We start from the raw sequence: 17,119 nt of genomic DNA on the forward strand, positions 1-17,119 counted from the left end.
ACTTCAATAGCCAGTCAAGACTATCGTTCTACACGTTTCTCGAAGTGGATCCAAGGCGAGGTCTGCAACGGAAACGCGGTTATCCGCAGCGTGTTCCTAGGGTGCCCCTGCCTTCCTTAGCGGAGCAGCTTCCGGGCCAAAGGCCCAGCAATTTACCTAACCCCGCCTGATGGGCTGGCTTGGGCAAACGCACGGGGCTCTGACCCTCTATCAAAACAAGCAAATTCAAAACTTGCGTTTCGGGTTAAGAAAAACCGAATTCCGTTAGTATTTAGGTGGCGCAACCCAATTCGGGCGCCGACTTCCAACGTTCAATGGCAATCCTATTCGACTCGAATGCCATTTGCTCGAATAGCTCACTATCGGAATCGACCCAGCGAGATTCGCTGAGCTCCTTCTTATCGAGTTGGATCTTTGCGTCGTCGGCGACTTTGCAGAGGAAGAACATGTCGATCACCGAGACAATGATGCCGCCATAGCGGTAACCATTTGGATGCGTCATCAACAACTCGTGACTGGTGATCCGCAACTTGGTTTCCTCGCAAACCTCTCGGGCCAAAGCGTCTTCAATCGTTTCGCCGCGATCGACAAACCCGCCCGGTAGCCCCCATTTCCCCTTCCCTGGATCGACGGCTCGGCGGACGAGTAGCAGTTGCCCTTTGTCATTGGTGATCAATCCGCCGACCGCTGCGACAGGACCGAAAAAGTTGGCGAACCCGCATTGGTCACAGCGGAAAGGAACGCTGCCGATTTTGTTGTTCTTCGCCGCGCAACGTGGGCAGTAGTGGTAGGCGTCTTCGATCGATACCTCATTGCAGGCGGTGCTCATGATGATCGCTTTGTGATCGAAGGTAACGAATCGAAACCCAATGAATCAAACGTTCCACTGGCGAATTGAGCTGCTCGAAATGTTTCACAATCTTCAAACGATCGACTCAAATGCTCGATACCTTCAAGCGAATCGATGACCCCGAATCCCAACGCCTCGACCGTGTCGCGATCTAACTGGCTCTTGATGAGCACTCGCGATTCAGCGAGTACCCGCTCCAAAATCCTGGCCAATCCGACCGACTCATCCCAAATCGTGAACCCATCTTCTGACTTGGCGTCCTGATCAAACGACTTGCTGGAGTCGTGATCGTCCATCGATTCGTTTTGGTTGAGTCGATAGACCAATCGGTCGCTTGGTGGGCGTTGAATACTCGTCCAAACGAGGATCGTGCCGCCGGGAGCGACATGGGTTGCTGCTGCCATTAACGCGCGAGCAAAATTGGCCCACGTTTGCTGTTGTTGGTTGCCTTCGAGCGAAGCGATGACCAATTTCGCAGAAGGCGGATACTCGTCTTTACGGTCGCGGGCCAGAGCGAACGAACGACGAATGGTCTCGGGAGTGCCTGCGAACACCGAGCCCGCCAATCCGTCCTCGCTAGCAGCGACTGCCATCATCACTTGCACGCCGAGCATCCATCCGATTTGAGCTTCATTTTGACCACGTTGTTTTTCGCCAGACTTCGATTCGGAATCAGAGAATTTCCATAGCGATTCCAAATGGCGGATTCGAGTATTTGCATCGGCTAACATCGGATAGACGCCGCTAAGGTGACGATTGGAAGCCGCGTCCCAGGGTCGTGCAGCGACAATCGGTAAGACGAAATCAGCATCGGCAATGGCTCGGTTTAGATAGACCGGTTCGGCATCGACGTCGGCACCGAGATATCGAAGTGACTCGCGATTTGTCGAGTCGTGCCGAAGGATGGTTGCGCGCCCCTTGAATTCGTTTTCCAGCTCTTGGATCGTTGCATCGGTTGCTTCATCCCAAAGCACGACATCAACGGCATCCGCACCCGCCTCTTCCATTTCTGAAAGCACGCCGCCAAGGATTTCCAGCAAACTCGGCAAATTGGGATCGACCGCCAAAGCGACACGGTCTCCGGGTGCGATTGCGGCGGAAACGGCAGGAAAATCTTCGGGCCTCCGCAGAGCCGACCGTACTTCCCCCACGAAGTCCTTGATCGGACAACGGTTCGCCGACATGTCGAAATGCCATTGATTTGTCGATGCAATCCGTGATTGCACCTGCGAAAAAGGGAGCGAGGAGGTAAGGGATTCTTCCATTGAATGAGCAACGTCATGGGTTGAGAAAACGTGAATTGCCAATCGGCTTAGATTGGCCAGTCCAAGAAAGTATCCGAAAAGCAAAGCCTTTTAGCAACAGCCAATCAAAATCTAGTCATTTCCTTCAAAAGGGCGTGAAACGACAACCCGCAGCGTGATGAAGTGGGTGTGGAAAAAAGTTAAGATGAGGTTTGATCTTCCAGATCATTGCCGGGTTGCTCCTATTGTGGCTGGTCGTGGCGTACGTCGTACGCTCCTCTTGTCTGGAAAGAATACGCACGCCGCGATTCGAGCTTTCGATGATAGTCCTCGAATTACCTCGACCGGCGATCATCATCCGGGGGATCCGCTGAATGTGGCCTTGACCGGCATCAACGTGCTTTACCATGGATGGGCTGGCTTGCCTTGCCTTTCACGGAACATTACAACAAGTAGGCCCCATTGGATTCGACGCTCGCTCGATAACACGACGATCACGTTTCTGAATGGATAGCGTTGAGAATCTTAGAATGATCGATAGGAACGGGCCCAAGTTGAAACCGGAAAACAGGATATCGACGGATCACGCTGATGACGAACAAGCATTGCACGCGCATTTGAATCGACGGGTGCAATGGAAAACGGCTGGGATCCGTCTGTTGATCGGCCTGGTTGTGCTGGCAGCGGTTGTCTGGTTCGGCCGCAATGCGGGCGAGGACATCAAAGGGATGGAGAGTTGGATTGCCGGTCATGGGGTCTGGGGATGCCTTGTCTTTGTCGGCATGATGGTCCTGTTCACTTCGATTTTCGTGCCCGATACAGTGCTGGCGGTTGCGGCCGGAGTCCTGTTCGGAATCGGATGGGGTGCCGTTTTGACGGTGATTGGAGCTTTGCTCACCGCCACGTTGAATTTTTTCTCCGCTCAAACTCTGTTGCGGCCACGGATCGAAAAGATGCTCGCCGCGCACCCTAAGCTCCGAGCAATTCAACGCGCCGTCAATCGCGAAGGCCTGAGACTGCAATTGCTGCTGCGGTTGTCACCGATCAATCCGGTCTCGGTCAGCTACGTGTTGGGAGCCTCGGGGGTGCGATATTCAACCTTCATTCTTGCGACGGCCGGATTGATTCCGGGCTTGTTTTGTGAAGTTTACTTCGGCTATCTGGCCAGCCATGTCACCAAGGTCGCTGGCAACGTCAGCGAGCATTCGTCGCTACATACCATCGTCACGGTCGTCGGCTTTGTTTTCTGTATTTTGTTGATGGTCTTCATCTCGCGGATTGCTTCGAAAGCGATTGCGGAGGCAGAAAGTGAATCGACAAGCGAGGTCGAACAAGCATGAACCAACGTCGACGATTGTGAATCGAAGGCACCGATTGCATCGGTGCAACAGGAGGTCGATCAGACGTTTGTTCCGATTCCCAGGAAGCAATGTTCGACCCGCACCACGTCGTGGCAGCGGCAGATTTGCCCAAGATTGTACCTTCGGGCGTCAGATGCGAAAGTAATTTTTTGACGCCCTTATCAGGATCAATCTTTGCTCGTTCCCGATCAAACCCATTTTCGCCATCTCAGGTAGATCCATGAACTTATCGCGATCAACACCATACTCGTGCATACGACAACGAATCCCTGTGGGTCATGTTGCTCGGGAATTCCCGAGACATTCATCCCCAATAGGCCAGTAAGGAAGCTGAGCGGCAAGAACACCGTGGCAACAATCGTCAGGTTATAGGTAATCTGATTCAATCGTGCGTTCATCTGTGACTCGATTTGATCGCGTAACAGGTGTGCTCTTTCGTGACAGCCTTCCAGGATTTCCAGGTAGTTGCGTACGCGATCGGTGACAGACTCAATCGCCGGCCGATCATCCTCACTGATCGGCAGCGAGTGATCCGAGAGAATGAACACCAACAGATTTCGCAGTGTCAGTAGCTGACGACGAATACGAATTGTTTTTCGCCGAACGAGATCTAATTGCGCTGAGTTTGCGTCATCGATCGACTCAAGAATTTGTTCCTCCAAGTCGTCGGTTCTTTCAGAAACCATCACGATAAGACTTTCCAATTTGCTGACGTTGCTGTTGATCAGGCAAGTGAGTATCTCCAGTGGAGCCCAGCTGCTCTGATGCTTCGAAACATTCGTCTTCAAAGTCTCAATCTCTGGTATCGGGGCGGAACAAATACTGATCACTCGATCGCGTTCGAACCACAAGCCGACCGAAGTCGAATCACTCTTCCCTATTGCAGGTGAGACTACTTGTGTTTGAAAACGGAGCAGCAGCCCATCATCGAACTTCTCATGATGATTCAGCGTGCTTTCATCGAGCAGACGCATGATGACTTGCTCGGGCAAACCCGATCCGTTTTTGAGCCATTCCACGGAATCGGTCGTGCGGCCATCCAGGTCAACCCAGATGAACGTTTCCGCTCCCGCTGCATTGCTTTGACGTTTGAGTTTGAAAAATTCCGGCATTCAGATCACTCCGTGACAATGTGTTTCATTAATTTCCGAATATCGCTGCGTTCCTCCGATACGCGATGAAGCGATCGGAAGGTGAGCGTTTTGTCGCCCATGATGCCCAGGTTGTAGGCGCTGATGTTATCACGCCCAATGTCATCGCCCCAGATGACGAGCATGTTCGGTTTTTCGTCAGCTCCCAGAGCATTGCTGGAGGCCGAAAGGGCCAGCACGCTCACAAGCAGGGCAGCGAAAAAGCTTTCTTGACGTGTGGTTTTCATGCCGGTGGTTCTAAGAACGAGGAGTTTTGTGGATCAATTTCCACAAGTGGAGCATCGCTAGCATCCCCCATCCCACGTGTTTCGCAATCTTATCAACATCCATACTCCTACTCCACTAGCCTTCCCTCCCTTCTGTGTTTAACTGGATTCTGCATGAAGGCGACGAAGCGTTGCTCTCACGGCCAAAGGCCCAACATCCTGTTCATCATGGCTGATGACATCGCCTGGATGTAGCCGGGCTAATAGCATCGGGGTCTGATGGCAGGAGAAACGTTCAATATTGACAGGCTCGCCCCTGAGGGTGGCATCATGAGGCACGCAGACGCCGAGCGAGAATACGCTTACACAACTGGACGGCGTATCAGATTCGAAATCGAAATCGGAAGAGATGGAGCTCTTCATTGATCGGCAACGACAACGATCTTCAAATCGCATACGACCGACCGCTGAATGCGAGATATGCGAATTGGGTAAAGGATTCGGATTGCAGCGACCAACACACCCGAAGGGCTTGGACTATTCTCGCAGGCCGCCCAGTCATACCTCGCAGTGAGTGAGTCGGTAGGGACGGGCCGCTTTTCTCTGCTTGATATTCCCTTGCGCGTCGATGAATGACCAGTAGGCCGGACAAGATGCGAATTTCAGAAGGACGTCAATTGCCAACCGCGAAAACCCACACTTGTATTCTCACACTGCTGCTGATCGGGACCGCGGGATTGACTAGCGCTGATGACACCTGCGATCGGTTCAGCCCCACCCTCTCTGACGCTGCATGCGGCGGCTCCGTATTGTCACCGGACTCCTCCGTATTGTCACCGGACTCCGCGGATGATCCTTGGCAGCTGTTCGGCGACTGCACGCGGTTGGAGCGTTGGGGGATCACCGTTGATGGCCAGCTCGCCCAAGGAGTGACGACCAACTCACGCGATCCGACCAACCCAGCGGCTGGCACCGGCAATCTTCCAGCGACGAGTTTCAACTATCGCAGCGACGAGTACATGCTCAACTCCTGTTACTTGTCCGTTGGTCGGAAGACCGACACGGGTGGTTCAGGATGGGATATTGGCTTCAATATGGATTTGACTTACGGCACCAACTACGTCTTCCTGCAGTCGCGTGGCTTGGAGACGCGCCGCGATCTAAGCAACCATTGGAACCGTGGCGATGGGTCGGGGCTCGGCGGAGTCGGCTTGATGGGACTGGCGATGCCGCAGTTGTATCTAGAAGTGGCCTACAACGACTTGACCGTTCAACTGGGTCACTTCTATTTGCCGGTGGGCTACGAGCGACCAATTCCTACCGAGAATTTCTTCTACTCCAACAGCTATGGATTCAGTTTCAGCTTTGAGACGGTTCCGGTGGTTGGGATGTACGCGAGTTGGCGGCCCAATGACTCGTTGCAGATTGGCGGCGGGTTCCACCGCGGAATGGCCAATTGGGAAGACAACAACAACGACTTGAGTGGCTTCGGAATCGTGACCTTGCTGGGTGACAATGGCGATCGATCCTTGTCGTTCCAATTCAGTCTGGGCAATGAGGCCGATACTGGCAGCGAAATTCTGTACGTGCAAAGTGTCGTCTTTGAACAGCAGATTGGCAAACGCTCGAGCTACGTGATCTACAGCGATTTCGGATTTCAAGAGAACGTGCTGCCAGGCGGCGGAACGGCGTCGTGGTACAACGTCCATCAGGAGTTATCGCACGCGTTCAGTGATTGCTGGACAGCGGGGCTTCGTTTTGAATGGTTCGACGATGTCGACGGATTCACGGTGAATCCAACGCCCGGTCCGGGTGTGTACCATGACCTGACATTCGGCTTGAACTACACACCCAACAGCAATCTGGTCGTCCGCCCCGAGATTCGCTGGGATTGGTTTGACGCGGACGCCGGTGTCGGGTCGGGACCATTCGGCAACGGCAGCGACCGCAATCAATTCATGGCCGCCGTTGACGCGATCATCACGTTCTAGAAGAGAGAACGTTCACGAGAATGAACGAGCAAATTCAAGCAATGGTGACAGTACTTTCGTTGGTGAACCCTGCGATTGGTACGATCTCGAAAAACGGATTGAACTCGAATCGTGTTCCGATTTTCCCTTGTTGCTCAAGCCTCGCGATCACCGCCGCATGAAACGTGATCACCGCCGCATGAAATTTGTAGGGCCCGGCATTAAGCGATCGAAAATCGGTGTGAAGACTCTTGAGTGACGGGGCGTAACCACAGCCTGATGACTCCGTGCCAGCAGTCAAAGCATTTGGCCAAAAGCAGCTAAATTGCCGCAAATGTTCCTGAATGTTATATTCTTCATTTCATGGAATACAATCCTTTTCACAGAAACAAATCCGCTTTGCTGGTGTTCTCTTTTAAAACGGGCAAAGCGCCGACTCTTATCCTAGGACCACAATGAAACACTCCTCCTCTCAACGACTCAGGATTCTATGCTTCATCGGTCTGTTTTCAATATACTCGATAGGTGTATTTGCCGGTGAGTTTGTCTATTTTCATGAGAACGTTCTCGGTAGTTCACTCGAACTCCGATTGAATGCGGACAATCAATCCCATGCTGAAGCGGCTCAACTCGCCACGTTAGAAGAGATTGGCCGACTCTCGGAAATCTATAGCCATTACAGCTCATCGAGTGAGCTGTCAAAGTTGTCCGCGTTACCCTACGAAGCCGAAATGGTGGTTTCGAGCGAACTCGCGATGACGTTACAAGTTTGTGAGGATTGGGTCCAGATTTCCAAAGGTGCATTCAATCCTGCCGCCGAATCGTTGTCGAGAGTATGGAGGGAAGCGGAGGTTGCACAACGTTGTCCGACGCCCGAAGAACTTTCAGAGAAAGCTCGCGCCGTTTCGGCTGATCATTGGCGAGTCGATCCGAAATCCAATCGCGTGACACGACTTTCTCGTGAACCACTCACACTCAATGCGATTGCAAAAGGAACGATCCTTGACGGTGTGTGCAAGCATGTCCTCGACAACAACAAGCAGATTACCGGCATCGCCGTGAATATTGGGGGTGATATCCGAGTCGCTGGGGATATGTCACAGATCATTTTGATTGCCGACCCTAAGGCGGACGCCATTGGAGCAAAACCGCTGAGCCGACTGAATTTGCACAACCAGGCAGTTGCAACAAGCGGTCCATCGGAGAGGCACTTTACGATCGAGGGCGTGAACTATTCACATCTGATTGATCCTCGCTGTGGTCAACCAACGCAAACGATCATGAGTGCGACCGTCATTGCTGCGGATGCCGAAACAGCAGACGTGCTGGCGACGATCTGTAGCGTACTACCGATGGCTGACAGCCTCGCGCTCGTCCAATCACTTCACAACGTCGAGTGCTTGCTGGTGACGGCTGCGGGGGTGATGACACACAGCACGAATTGGCCGGGTGAAGTTCCTGCAGAGGACGGCTCGACCGTTGACGCTCCAACGACCACTGATCATGAACTGGTTGTCGAAATTGAAATTGCGAATTCCAACAACTCTCGACGCTATCGCCGACCCTACGTCGCCGTTTGGATCGAAGACAACAAGGGGTTTCCAGTCAAGACGATGGGCCTTTTTTTGATGGCCAAAAACCCCGGCCCACGCTGGCACCGTGATCTCCGACGCTGGTACGCAGGCGATCAGGCGCGACGTCGGGTCGAGGACACGGCGTTGATAGGAGTGATCTCAAAGCCAACACGAAATCCAGGCAACTACAAGTTCTCATGGGACGGTAAAGACAAGGACGGCAAATCAATCGAACCTGGAAAGTACGTTTTGTACATCGAAGCGGCTCGGGAGCATGGTACGTATCAGCTGATGAAGCATCCGTTTGAATTTGGCGACAAGCCCTTTGAAGCGGAGCTTCCTGGTAACGTCGAAATCAAGTCGGCGTCGGTGAAATTCAACTCGAAATGAATTTGCACCGCCCAACCAAACATGCCTTGCGCCACCCGACCCGTCGCTTCATTGCTTTATGGAGCCGGTGGATTCACATTTACCTGTCACTACTCTGCCTCGCAGTGATCTTCCTGTTCAGCATTACCGGACTGACTCTCAATCATCCCGATTGGTTCTTTAGCGAAAGTACGACCGAACAATCGGGATCGCTTGACGTGTCGCTTCTCAACATCCATGCATCACCACCCGCGAATTGGGACCAATTCGATTATGGTCATCAAGTTGATAAGCTCGCGATTGCGGAGTTGCTTCGTTCAAAGCATGGCCTGCGAGGCACCGTTACTGATTTCTTCACGTATGAAGAGGAAGCGGAATTGACGTACCAAGGACCTGGGTATACCGCGATCGCGCGTCTCTCGCGGAGCAGCGGTGACTATACCGTGGCCGTGACGACCAACGATCTCGTCTCAGTCTTCAACGATTTGCACAAAGGACGAAACAGTGGCAAAGCGTGGTCAATCGTGATTGATGTATCGGCAATCGTTTCAGCGATCGTCGCACTCAGCGGCTTTGCACTGATCTTCTTCTTGCGTGTCCGCCGCACCAAAGGAATTCTAACGGCAATTACCGGAGCGGCGATTTTGCTAATCCTGTACCGTATTGCGGTGTCCTGACCGAAGGATCGTCTAGACGTCAAACAAACAAAGACGCACCGGAGTCAATCCACCTCGACGTCGTGAATCGTATAGATGCGTGATTTCTTGGTTTGGCTTTTCGGCACCATTGCCATTACCAATTGCCGGGTCGTTGATAATGATGTCTTTCTGGTTGTAACCGACTGCAACGACCCAATGATCCTCGCGTCCATCGCCACTGGTCCCATAATCGACCCCGATTAATGTTGGCAAGTTTCGCCAAAGTCGTTCCATGATCGTGTCAATAAAATCGCTTCGGCGACGATAGTCGGGGTAAGTCAACCTGGGCCTACGGCAGCCGAGCGTTTGCCCCGCATCAAATGCTTTTTGCCAATAGAGGTTGTTGCCCGAGTATCCGTTGTTGGCATCGAGGTACGCGTCCAAGGATGCTGGATTGATGTCGTGTCCATAAAAGGCCAAGCACATGGCAACCGAACACATCGCGCAACCTTTTGAGGCAATCGATTTGTCGCCCAGCATGATTGAGCCCCATTGCGGATCGCCTTGCCGAAAATGAGGCACTTTGCGCCCGCCGCTGCGGATGAGAGTTGCAAACCCAGGATCGCGGTCTCGACCTATTTGATCGTTTTTCTCGTACCAATCGAGTACCTTCCAAGACAAAGGGCCGACAATTCCGTCCGGTTCAAGGTTCTCGCCAATGATCTTGCGAGAACGAAACTTGTTCGCTTGGTTTTGAAACTTGACCACCGTCCCTTTCGTTCCATTTCCGAATTTTCCATCGACTTCGATATCGGGTCGCGGATCAACGTAACGGTTTAGCATCATTTGCAAATTTTCGACATCCTGCCCCCGGGTCCCGAAAAGTAAAGTTCGTCTATCGGCCATGGATGTGCTCCAGAAATGGTGAAAACGTGGATCGAAAAGGGGAAGCGTCGCCAATCGAGTTGAGAAGATGGCTACCCTCTTGTAATCGGGTGCAACAGGAATAAGTTGCTTCGAATCGACGGATTATGCGAAGAAACTCGGCCAACGTTTTCCAGTTAAAGAGTAGAGCGACACGATTTGGGCAAGTATTTGAGCAAGTATCGCGATCACCGCCGGATGAAATTCGTACGGCCTGGCGTTAGGGGTGCGGTATCACTTGGCTGTGGCTTTCAGCCCCAGTTCTGCGACTGGAAGCCACAGCCACAAAAAAACGCACCCCTAAAGTTTTACTTTGACGAAGCACTACGGTTCTAGACAAAGCTTAATAGAAAATGCCGTAGAGGATGACCATACACACGATCACGACGCCTCCGAAGAATTTGGCAATCTTCGAACTCTCTAAGTTCATGTTCTCGTTGACCGGCAGAGTGACCGGAACCTTCAATGGCCTGATCAAGGTCATCAGCGTCAACACGACGAGGATCACTCCGAAAGTGATCGCCATTCGATTAAGGAACGCAATGTCTTGTGTTTGAGGTGCAAAGTAGAGCGTTCCGTAGAGCACGGGACTCAAGATCAATCCAACGGTGCCAGCCGAACGCGGTGCTCGGTGAACCAGCAATCCGAAGATGAAAATCGCCAAGATTCCCGGCGAGATGAATCCTTGGAATTCTTGGATAACCGTAAAAATACCTCCAAACGACGGATGCCCAAGAAACGGAGCAATGAACATTGCGATCAACACAAAGACGACCGTGCAAACGCGCCCGGTCCGCACAAGTGCTTTCTGTGACGACGTCGGTCGCAACTTGTAGAAGATGTCCATCGTGAAAATCGTCGATGCGGAATTGAGCATCGAAGCAAGCGAGCTAACGACCGCTCCAAAAATGGCCGCCAGAACGAAACCTTTGACCCCCGTTCCAATGGGAATTAATTCGCGGATTAAAGTCGGGAATGCGTTATCGTAATCGTGCGTTACCAAGGTCTCCGACATGACTTCCTTTTCCAATTCGACCTCAGCCAGTTTGATCAACTTGTCGTTGAGTGCTGCCAGATCGATTGCATTGGTTCCTAGTGCTATCTCGTCGCCCAGTTCAACCTTGCCCTCCAAAACGGAGCGATTGTATTTCGCAACCGTTAGTGCGTCTTCGGGCATGAACTCGACAAACACGTCATTGAACGAGTAAAGCTGTGTCGCTTCGGGTGGTTTTGGATCGGCCAAGTTTGCCTCGATTGCTTTCGCGACGGTCGCATGACGCGTGTCCTCGGGATCAGGCTTCATCATGCTTGACATCTCGCCATAAAGCTCGGGTGTCCTTTCGGATAAGATCAGCGCATTTCGGTTGACCGCATCTTCACGCAATTTCCCTTGGAACAAGTTGAAGGCCAAAATGCCGGGGATCACGACGATAAATGGAATCAGGAGCTTCAAGAAGGCGGCAAAAATAATCCCCTTCTGGCCCTCCGCCAGCGACTTTGATCCGAGAGTTCGCTGGGTAATGTATTGATTCAACCCCCAGTAGAAAAAGTTGGGAATCCAAAGTCCGATCATTAAAGCCGTCCAAGGAATCTCGGGGTCATCGGTTGGCCGTACCATGTGCAACTTGCCATCGGGCAATTCACCCTTGTTGAGATCGTAAAACCGTTCGATCGGGCCTGCGGCTTCGAGGCTTTCCACGGTGACTTCGCTATTGCGTGCTGTCAGGATCAATTTTTCGGGATCGGTTTCTCCCAGTAAAGCGAATGCAAAGTAGGCGATAATCATGCCGCCAATGATTAGGGCGGCACCTTGCAAGAGGTCAGCCCAGGCACAAGCTTTCAGCCCGCCCGCGAACACGTAGGCTGCCGCCAGGACTCCGATAATCCAACACCCCACCGTGATACTGCCTAGATCCAAACCGGCGACCACGACCCCTTGGAAGTTCCCGGTAATAACCTTTGCACCGGAGTAGATGACCGACGCGGTTGGCACCCCTACCAAGATGATCATGGTAGTGATCGCCATCACAGTGCGAGCGAAGGTGTTGTAGCGGTATTCCAAAAACTCTGGAATCGTATAGATACCGCTCTTGAGGAAAACGGGCAGAAAGACGAACGCGGTGACAACCAACGTCGCCGCGGCCATCCATTCATAACTGGCGATCGCCATCCCGAGCCAATCGGCCGCCTTGCCCGTCATGCCGACAAATTGCTCGGTCGAGATATTGGCGGCGATCAGCGAAAACCCGACCAAGTACCAAGTCAAACCACGCCCCGCCAAAAAGTAGTCCTGCGCGTCCTTGGACTCATGATCCTCTTCACGGCTCTTCCAAAGACCAATGGCGATGACCGAGAAAACAAAAAGCACAAAAACGATGATGTCCAAAGCGGCCATATTGAACTGCCAATCAGGAGAATGAGAGTGGAAGGATGTGGATAAAAACGAAGTGGTTAGGACGGGGAACGAGAAATAACGTGGGCACCAATCGCCGGGCGACTGGCGAACAATTGGGCCTCGACGCCACTTTGTTCTTTGTAGGCTTTCAGAATTTGCTGGGAGACTTCGACCACTTTGTCCGAATCAACTAAGGTAACGGTACAACCGCCGAAGCCGCCGCCCGTCATTCTCGATCCATATACGCCTCCTTCGCGACCAATCGCTTTGGCGATATCGACAAGCAAATCGAGTTCTTTGCAACTGACTTTGAAGTCATCACGAAGGGACGCATGGCCTTGATACATCAAGTCGCCAAGTGCTTCCCAGCGGTTCGCTTCGATGGCTTCCGCTGCTCGTTCGGTTCGCTCGATTTCCGAAACCACGTGCCGTGCCAATTGACGTTCGGTCGCTGTTAACGTTGCCTCCGCTGCGTCGACTTGTCCCATCGTGACATCTCGCCACGATGACGCACCGATTTTCGTGAGCGCGGAATCACACCCTTTGCGCCGCTGGGCGTACTCGCCACCGACCAATTCGTGTTTAACGTTGCTGTTGGTAATCAGCACCGAGATCCCATCACTCGAAAATGGGAGTTGGCGGATTTCTTGGCTTCGACAATCGAGCAGCATGAACGCGTTGGCTTGGCCAAAAACGCTGCTGAACTGATCCATGATTCCGCACGGCATTTTGGCAAAATCATGTTCCGCTTTCTGGCAAATCAGCGCTTTCTCTGCCTTTCCGAGTTCGACGCCTGTGACGGCTTCCAATAGCGTAGCGGTAGCGACTTCCAAGGCAGCACTGCTACTAAGCCCTCCACCGACGGGAACGTTGGACTCAAGCAAGATGTTGAGAGGGGGAATTTTCTGAGTGGATTCAGGGCCAAGTTTTTGCATGAATCCAGCAAAAACTCCTTCCACATAGCTCATCCAAGAAGGGGTCTCAGGCGGCGTGGGGATCTTCGTCAAATCGATCTCGGCAAAGACGTCCAAATTGACACTGCGTACTGACGCGATCCCCCGGTCATCCCTCTTTCGCTCCGATGCAGCCATTGCGACATAACGTTCGATCGCCATCGGCATCACAAAGCCGTCGTTGTAGTCAACATGCTCACCAATTAAATTCACTCGCCCCGGGGCCGCTACGATCCACGTTGGTGGTTCGCCATGCTCGGCAATAAAAGATTGGGTTAAACGATGCACCAAGTCACCAAGCGAACCGTCGTAAGCGTTGATTTCCGATGAAGTCATAGCGTGCGGAACCATTTCGGAGAGAACAAATGCAAATCATCGCGAAATCGAAAAAAATCGCGACCTTGCTAGTAGAAGGCTTCAATTGCCTTTGCATGACCCATGATTATGTATTGCCAGCATCTCGATGACAATGAGACGCACAGCGAATGGCTCAAAACTTATTGAGAAACTCAGCTTAGCTGCGACAGCGGTAAACGTTGCACACGGTGATTGTTGCTATCGAGAACATGCACGCGACGGTCCGAATCGATGACGACTCCCCAGGGTTGGTAGAGTTGACCGTTTTGAAAACCGGGACCACCCCAACTTGCGATCCAGTTTCCGTTGCTGTCGATTCGCTGTAGCCGTTGGTTACCATATTCGCAAACGACGATCGTTCCATCAGCGGCAAGGGTTAGGTCATACGGGTAATAGAATTGGCCACTCTCGCTGCCTTGGCTGCCAAAAATGCCAACAAGTGTCGGTGTCGGTGTCGACAAATCAAACCGCTGAATGCGATGGTTACACGCGTCGGCCACCCACAATGTTTGCCCTTGAACGACCAAGCTTTGTGGGCGGACGAATTGACCGGGCTGGTTCCCCGTGCCACCCCACGACGTCATGAACTGGCCGCTCGGATCGAACTTTTGGATCCGATCGGAATCGCCATATTCGCCGATATAGAAGCATCCATCCGCGTCACAAACGGCATCGGTTACAAACGCAAATTCACCCGGTGAATAGCCGGCAACGCCACCGATTTGTTGTTCGGGAACAAGCTTTCCGCTCAGCGTATAACAGAGCATGCGGTAATAGTGCGTGTCGGCAACCAGTAAGCGGTGAGCGGACAATTGGGCATCCGGTCCATCGACACCACTGGGGGAAAAACCCGTAGGCAAGGCGACGGCCAATCCGGTCGGACGGCCGTTTTTGGTTTGCGGAGTCGACCAGCCTCGAAGATAATTGCCATCGGCGTCAAAGACTTGAATCCGACCCGTTGTGTCGACGATGTAGAGGCGATCTGCGGGGTCAATCGCAATCGCTCTCGGCTTCAGAAACCGGCCTTCGCTAAAACCGCGTCTTCCCCAGACAAGTTCAGGTTGGCCATGCAATGCCCCGGAGATGCAGCCGGGAATCGCAGTGCTTCCGATTGCTGCCGTTCCAATCGCAACCGAGGCACGCATCCAATTTCGGCGGTTGAGGTTATTTTTCACTCGTTGATCAGTCCATGCCGAAGTTTGCCCGAAAACGTCGCTGAAGACACACACCATCGACGGTGATGAGAACGTCCCTATCGACGAATAAGGATCCGGACTGGGAAATCGTCGAAAAACACCTTACAATCCTCCATTATCGTATACCGCCGGACCATCGCCTTTGTCAACTGAATACGAATTGGCGAAAAAAAAAACAGCCGTTTGCAAAGCCAACCCTCCATGCTGAAAATCCTAGACCTACAAACGGCAGAGGATTCGCGAGATATTGTGCATCGTAGCGTCCAGGCATTGGTCGAGGGCCAACTCGTCGGTTTGCCGACGGAAACCAGCTATGCCGTCGCTGCCCATGCACTTTGCGAGCCAGCAATGGAGCGATTGTGTGCGCTTGCCAAGAGCGGCGGGGGGCGGAAGGGGGACGAGCGTAGTGAAACAGACGACAGCCCCGGGGTGGGTGATTTTGCCCTGTCGATCCGAAGCCGTGAAGCGGCCATCGATTATTTGGGGGACAAATCGACGACCGCTCGGCGGCTCATGCACCGCTGCTGGCCAGGCCCGCTGACGATTCAGTGCGAGTGCCGAGACCCATTGTCGGCGATATCCCAATTGCCTGAATTCGTTAGAAACCGACTAATTTGCCAAGAAAACCGCATCAATTTTCGCGTTGTCGACCATGACGTTTTGGACCAAATCCACCGTTATCTGTCTGCACCGCTTGTCCTTTTCAGCCATTCGAACTGTAATTACGGCGAAGTCGTTGCGACCGCGGCAACGTTAGCAGATCGCTATAGCAACGATTTGCCTCTGCTGCTCGATGACGGGCCCACTCGTTATGGTGGCAGGACCACCGTGGTCCAGGTCAACGGCAATCGCTGGAAACTACTCCGTGAGGGCGTTATTGAACGTGCTGCTATGAATCAATTTGTCAAACCCGTGATTGCGTTAGTGTGTACGGGAAACACGTGCCGCAGCCCGATGGCGGAAACCATCATGCGCGAGCAGCTTCGAAAGCGAACCGGGTGCGAAGACGCCGTCCGCGTCCTCTCAGCCGGTGTCGCTGCCTCGGCTGGATCGGGGGCCAGTCCTCATGCGGTCGCGGTCATGGGCAAACGGGGGCTCGATTTGACCGGTCACAGCAGTCGTCCACTCGACGAATCGGTCATGAATGTCGCCGATCTTGTCCTCACGATGACACGTGGCCATCGGGCCGCCATTTTAGCAGCATGGCCTGAGATGCATGATCGTATCTTTACACTTCGCCGTGATGGCGGTGACATCTCGGACCCCGTCGGCATGGATATTGAAGTCTACCGAGCCTGTGCCGATCAAATCGAAGAAGAACTTGGAAAATGGCTCGATTCCCTTGATGACGACTTTTTTCCAAAAAACGAAAACGAACCGAACAACAAGACTAACCCGGACCGCGAATCATGATGAAAAAGGTGACGGAATGTTAAAAGTGTCCATTGCAAGCGATCACCGTGGTGTTCACATCAAGGCTCGGCTCATTCAATCGCTCCAAGCGGCTGGCTATACCGTTCATGACGAAGGAACCGAGAGTGATTCGACCGTCGACTATCCTGACTTCGCCAAAAAAGTAGCGAGCAAAGTCAGTTTAGGGGAGGTCGATCGCGGGATCCTGATTTGTGGAACGGGAATCGGTATGTCGATCACGGCGAACAAGTACTCAGGCGTGCGCGCAGCATCCTGTTCTGGCGAAGTGATGGTCGAAATGAGCCGTCGGCATAACGACGTCAACGTCCTCTGCCTACCAGGTGATATGATTGGCGACCGACCGATCGATGATTTGGTTTTGCTTTGGTTGCGAACGGAATTTGAAGGTGGCAGGCACGCGAAACGGGTCAGCAAAATCAGTGAAATCGAAAAGGCGAATCTACGCGGTGACTCGCTGAAAAACGAATCAACGAACCCATCGGGAACCTAGGATACCC

At 52.8% G+C, this 17,119-nt stretch carries 15 protein-coding genes; 6 read left to right on the plus strand and 9 right to left on the minus strand.

Features of this window, described 5'->3' with window-relative positions; genetic code table 11:
• Positions 1–271: 271 nt before the first annotated feature.
• Both Q31b_RS06345 and Q31b_RS06350 read right to left on the minus strand, forming a co-directional pair.
• On the minus strand, positions 272–829 hold the full coding sequence (locus tag Q31b_RS06345) for an NUDIX hydrolase (RefSeq protein ID WP_146598864.1): 558 nt from the start codon (positions 827–829) through the stop codon (positions 272–274).
• Positions 826–2,034, minus strand: coding sequence for a lactate racemase domain-containing protein (locus Q31b_RS06350; RefSeq protein ID WP_197171044.1), 1,209 nt, complete (start codon positions 2,032–2,034; stop codon positions 826–828). Before Q31b_RS06350 ends, Q31b_RS06345 begins: the two co-directional genes overlap by 4 nt.
• 590 nt (positions 2,035–2,624) lie before the next feature.
• On the opposite strand from Q31b_RS06350, the gene Q31b_RS06355 reads away from it, so the two are divergent.
• Positions 2,625–3,434: a TVP38/TMEM64 family protein gene (locus Q31b_RS06355; RefSeq protein WP_197171046.1), complete on the plus strand. Its 810-nt coding sequence runs from the start codon at positions 2,625–2,627 to the stop codon at positions 3,432–3,434.
• 209 nt (positions 3,435–3,643) lie between these two features.
• Here the strand turns inward: Q31b_RS06355 and Q31b_RS06360 are convergent, their stop codons facing one another.
• Both Q31b_RS06360 and Q31b_RS06365 read right to left on the minus strand, forming a co-directional pair.
• On the minus strand, positions 3,644–4,567 hold the full coding sequence (locus Q31b_RS06360) for a magnesium transporter CorA family protein (RefSeq protein WP_146598867.1): 924 nt from the start codon (positions 4,565–4,567) through the stop codon (positions 3,644–3,646).
• Positions 4,568–4,572: 5 nt separating this feature from the next.
• Positions 4,573–4,833: a hypothetical protein gene (locus Q31b_RS06365; RefSeq protein WP_146598868.1), complete on the minus strand. Its 261-nt coding sequence runs from the start codon at positions 4,831–4,833 to the stop codon at positions 4,573–4,575.
• A 632-nt stretch (positions 4,834–5,465) separates the two neighbouring features.
• Between Q31b_RS06365 and Q31b_RS06370 the strand changes: the two genes are divergently transcribed.
• Positions 5,466–6,803, plus strand: a complete 1,338-nt coding sequence (locus Q31b_RS06370; RefSeq protein WP_197171048.1) for an outer membrane beta-barrel protein — start codon at positions 5,466–5,468, stop codon at positions 6,801–6,803.
• A 34-nt stretch (positions 6,804–6,837) separates the two neighbouring features.
• On the opposite strand, the gene Q31b_RS06375 is transcribed toward Q31b_RS06370, so the two are convergent.
• Positions 6,838–7,083, minus strand: coding sequence for a hypothetical protein (locus Q31b_RS06375; protein WP_146598870.1), 246 nt, complete (start codon positions 7,081–7,083; stop codon positions 6,838–6,840).
• A gap of 154 nt (positions 7,084–7,237) precedes the next feature.
• On the opposite strand from Q31b_RS06375, the gene Q31b_RS06380 reads away from it, so the two are divergent.
• Both Q31b_RS06380 and Q31b_RS06385 read left to right on the plus strand, forming a co-directional pair.
• Entirely contained in the window at positions 7,238–8,746 is a 1,509-nt protein-coding gene (locus Q31b_RS06380) for a DUF2271 domain-containing protein (RefSeq protein WP_146598871.1), read from the plus strand.
• Positions 8,743–9,402: a PepSY-associated TM helix domain-containing protein gene (locus tag Q31b_RS06385; protein ID WP_146598872.1), complete on the plus strand. Its 660-nt coding sequence runs from the start codon at positions 8,743–8,745 to the stop codon at positions 9,400–9,402. Before Q31b_RS06380 ends, Q31b_RS06385 begins: the two co-directional genes overlap by 4 nt.
• 12 nt (positions 9,403–9,414) lie before the next feature.
• Here the strand turns inward: Q31b_RS06385 and Q31b_RS06390 are convergent, their stop codons facing one another.
• From Q31b_RS06390 to Q31b_RS06405, 4 genes are all read right to left on the minus strand, one after another.
• A complete protein-coding gene (locus Q31b_RS06390) occupies positions 9,415–10,269 on the minus strand; it encodes a C39 family peptidase (protein ID WP_146598873.1) in 855 nt (284 codons plus the stop codon).
• A gap of 361 nt (positions 10,270–10,630) precedes the next feature.
• Entirely contained in the window at positions 10,631–12,682 is a 2,052-nt protein-coding gene (locus tag Q31b_RS06395) for a sodium:solute symporter family transporter (protein ID WP_146598874.1), read from the minus strand.
• A 56-nt stretch (positions 12,683–12,738) separates the two neighbouring features.
• Positions 12,739–13,971, minus strand: coding sequence for a galactokinase (galK, locus tag Q31b_RS06400; protein WP_146598875.1), 1,233 nt, complete (start codon positions 13,969–13,971; stop codon positions 12,739–12,741).
• A gap of 173 nt (positions 13,972–14,144) precedes the next feature.
• Positions 14,145–15,137 carry an NHL repeat-containing protein gene (locus Q31b_RS06405; protein WP_146599383.1) on the minus strand — a complete coding sequence of 331 codons (993 nt, stop codon included), beginning with the start codon at positions 15,135–15,137 and terminating at the stop codon, positions 14,145–14,147.
• 252 nt (positions 15,138–15,389) lie between these two features.
• On the opposite strand from Q31b_RS06405, the gene Q31b_RS06410 reads away from it, so the two are divergent.
• Positions 15,390–16,601 carry an arsenate reductase/protein-tyrosine-phosphatase family protein gene (locus Q31b_RS06410; protein WP_146598876.1) on the plus strand — a complete coding sequence of 404 codons (1,212 nt, stop codon included), beginning with the start codon at positions 15,390–15,392 and terminating at the stop codon, positions 16,599–16,601.
• A gap of 16 nt (positions 16,602–16,617) precedes the next feature.
• Positions 16,618–17,112, plus strand: coding sequence for a ribose 5-phosphate isomerase B (gene rpiB / locus Q31b_RS06415; protein ID WP_146598877.1), 495 nt, complete (start codon positions 16,618–16,620; stop codon positions 17,110–17,112).
• Positions 17,113–17,119 lie beyond the last annotated feature (7 nt).

Origin of the sequence: Novipirellula aureliae (genome assembly GCF_007860185.1) — a bacterium.
Taxonomy (GTDB): Bacteria; Planctomycetota; Planctomycetia; order Pirellulales; family Pirellulaceae; genus Novipirellula_A; species Novipirellula_A aureliae.

Excerpts from the sequence above, each read along its gene's own strand:
- Q31b_RS06345 (WP_146598864.1), bottom strand. The coding sequence starts at position 829 with ATGAGCACCGCCTGCAATGAGGTATCGATCGAAGACGCCTACCACTAC.
- Q31b_RS06350 (WP_197171044.1), bottom strand. The coding sequence starts at position 2,034 with ATGTCGGCGAACCGTTGTCCGATCAAGGACTTCGTGGGGGAAGTACGG.
- Q31b_RS06355 (WP_197171046.1), top strand. The coding sequence starts at position 2,625 with ATGATCGATAGGAACGGGCCCAAGTTGAAACCGGAAAACAGGATATCG.
- Q31b_RS06360 (WP_146598867.1), bottom strand. The coding sequence starts at position 4,567 with ATGCCGGAATTTTTCAAACTCAAACGTCAAAGCAATGCAGCGGGAGCG.
- Q31b_RS06365 (WP_146598868.1), bottom strand. The coding sequence starts at position 4,833 with ATGAAAACCACACGTCAAGAAAGCTTTTTCGCTGCCCTGCTTGTGAGC.
- Q31b_RS06370 (WP_197171048.1), top strand. The coding sequence starts at position 5,466 with ATGCGAATTTCAGAAGGACGTCAATTGCCAACCGCGAAAACCCACACT.
- Q31b_RS06380 (WP_146598871.1), top strand. The coding sequence starts at position 7,238 with ATGAAACACTCCTCCTCTCAACGACTCAGGATTCTATGCTTCATCGGT.
- Q31b_RS06385 (WP_146598872.1), top strand. The coding sequence starts at position 8,743 with ATGAATTTGCACCGCCCAACCAAACATGCCTTGCGCCACCCGACCCGT.
- Q31b_RS06390 (WP_146598873.1), bottom strand. The coding sequence starts at position 10,269 with ATGGCCGATAGACGAACTTTACTTTTCGGGACCCGGGGGCAGGATGTC.
- Q31b_RS06395 (WP_146598874.1), bottom strand. The coding sequence starts at position 12,682 with ATGGCCGCTTTGGACATCATCGTTTTTGTGCTTTTTGTTTTCTCGGTC.
- galK (WP_146598875.1), bottom strand. The coding sequence starts at position 13,971 with ATGACTTCATCGGAAATCAACGCTTACGACGGTTCGCTTGGTGACTTG.
- Q31b_RS06405 (WP_146599383.1), bottom strand. The coding sequence starts at position 15,137 with ATGCGTGCCTCGGTTGCGATTGGAACGGCAGCAATCGGAAGCACTGCG.
- Q31b_RS06410 (WP_146598876.1), top strand. The coding sequence starts at position 15,390 with ATGCTGAAAATCCTAGACCTACAAACGGCAGAGGATTCGCGAGATATT.
- rpiB (WP_146598877.1), top strand. The coding sequence starts at position 16,618 with ATGTTAAAAGTGTCCATTGCAAGCGATCACCGTGGTGTTCACATCAAG.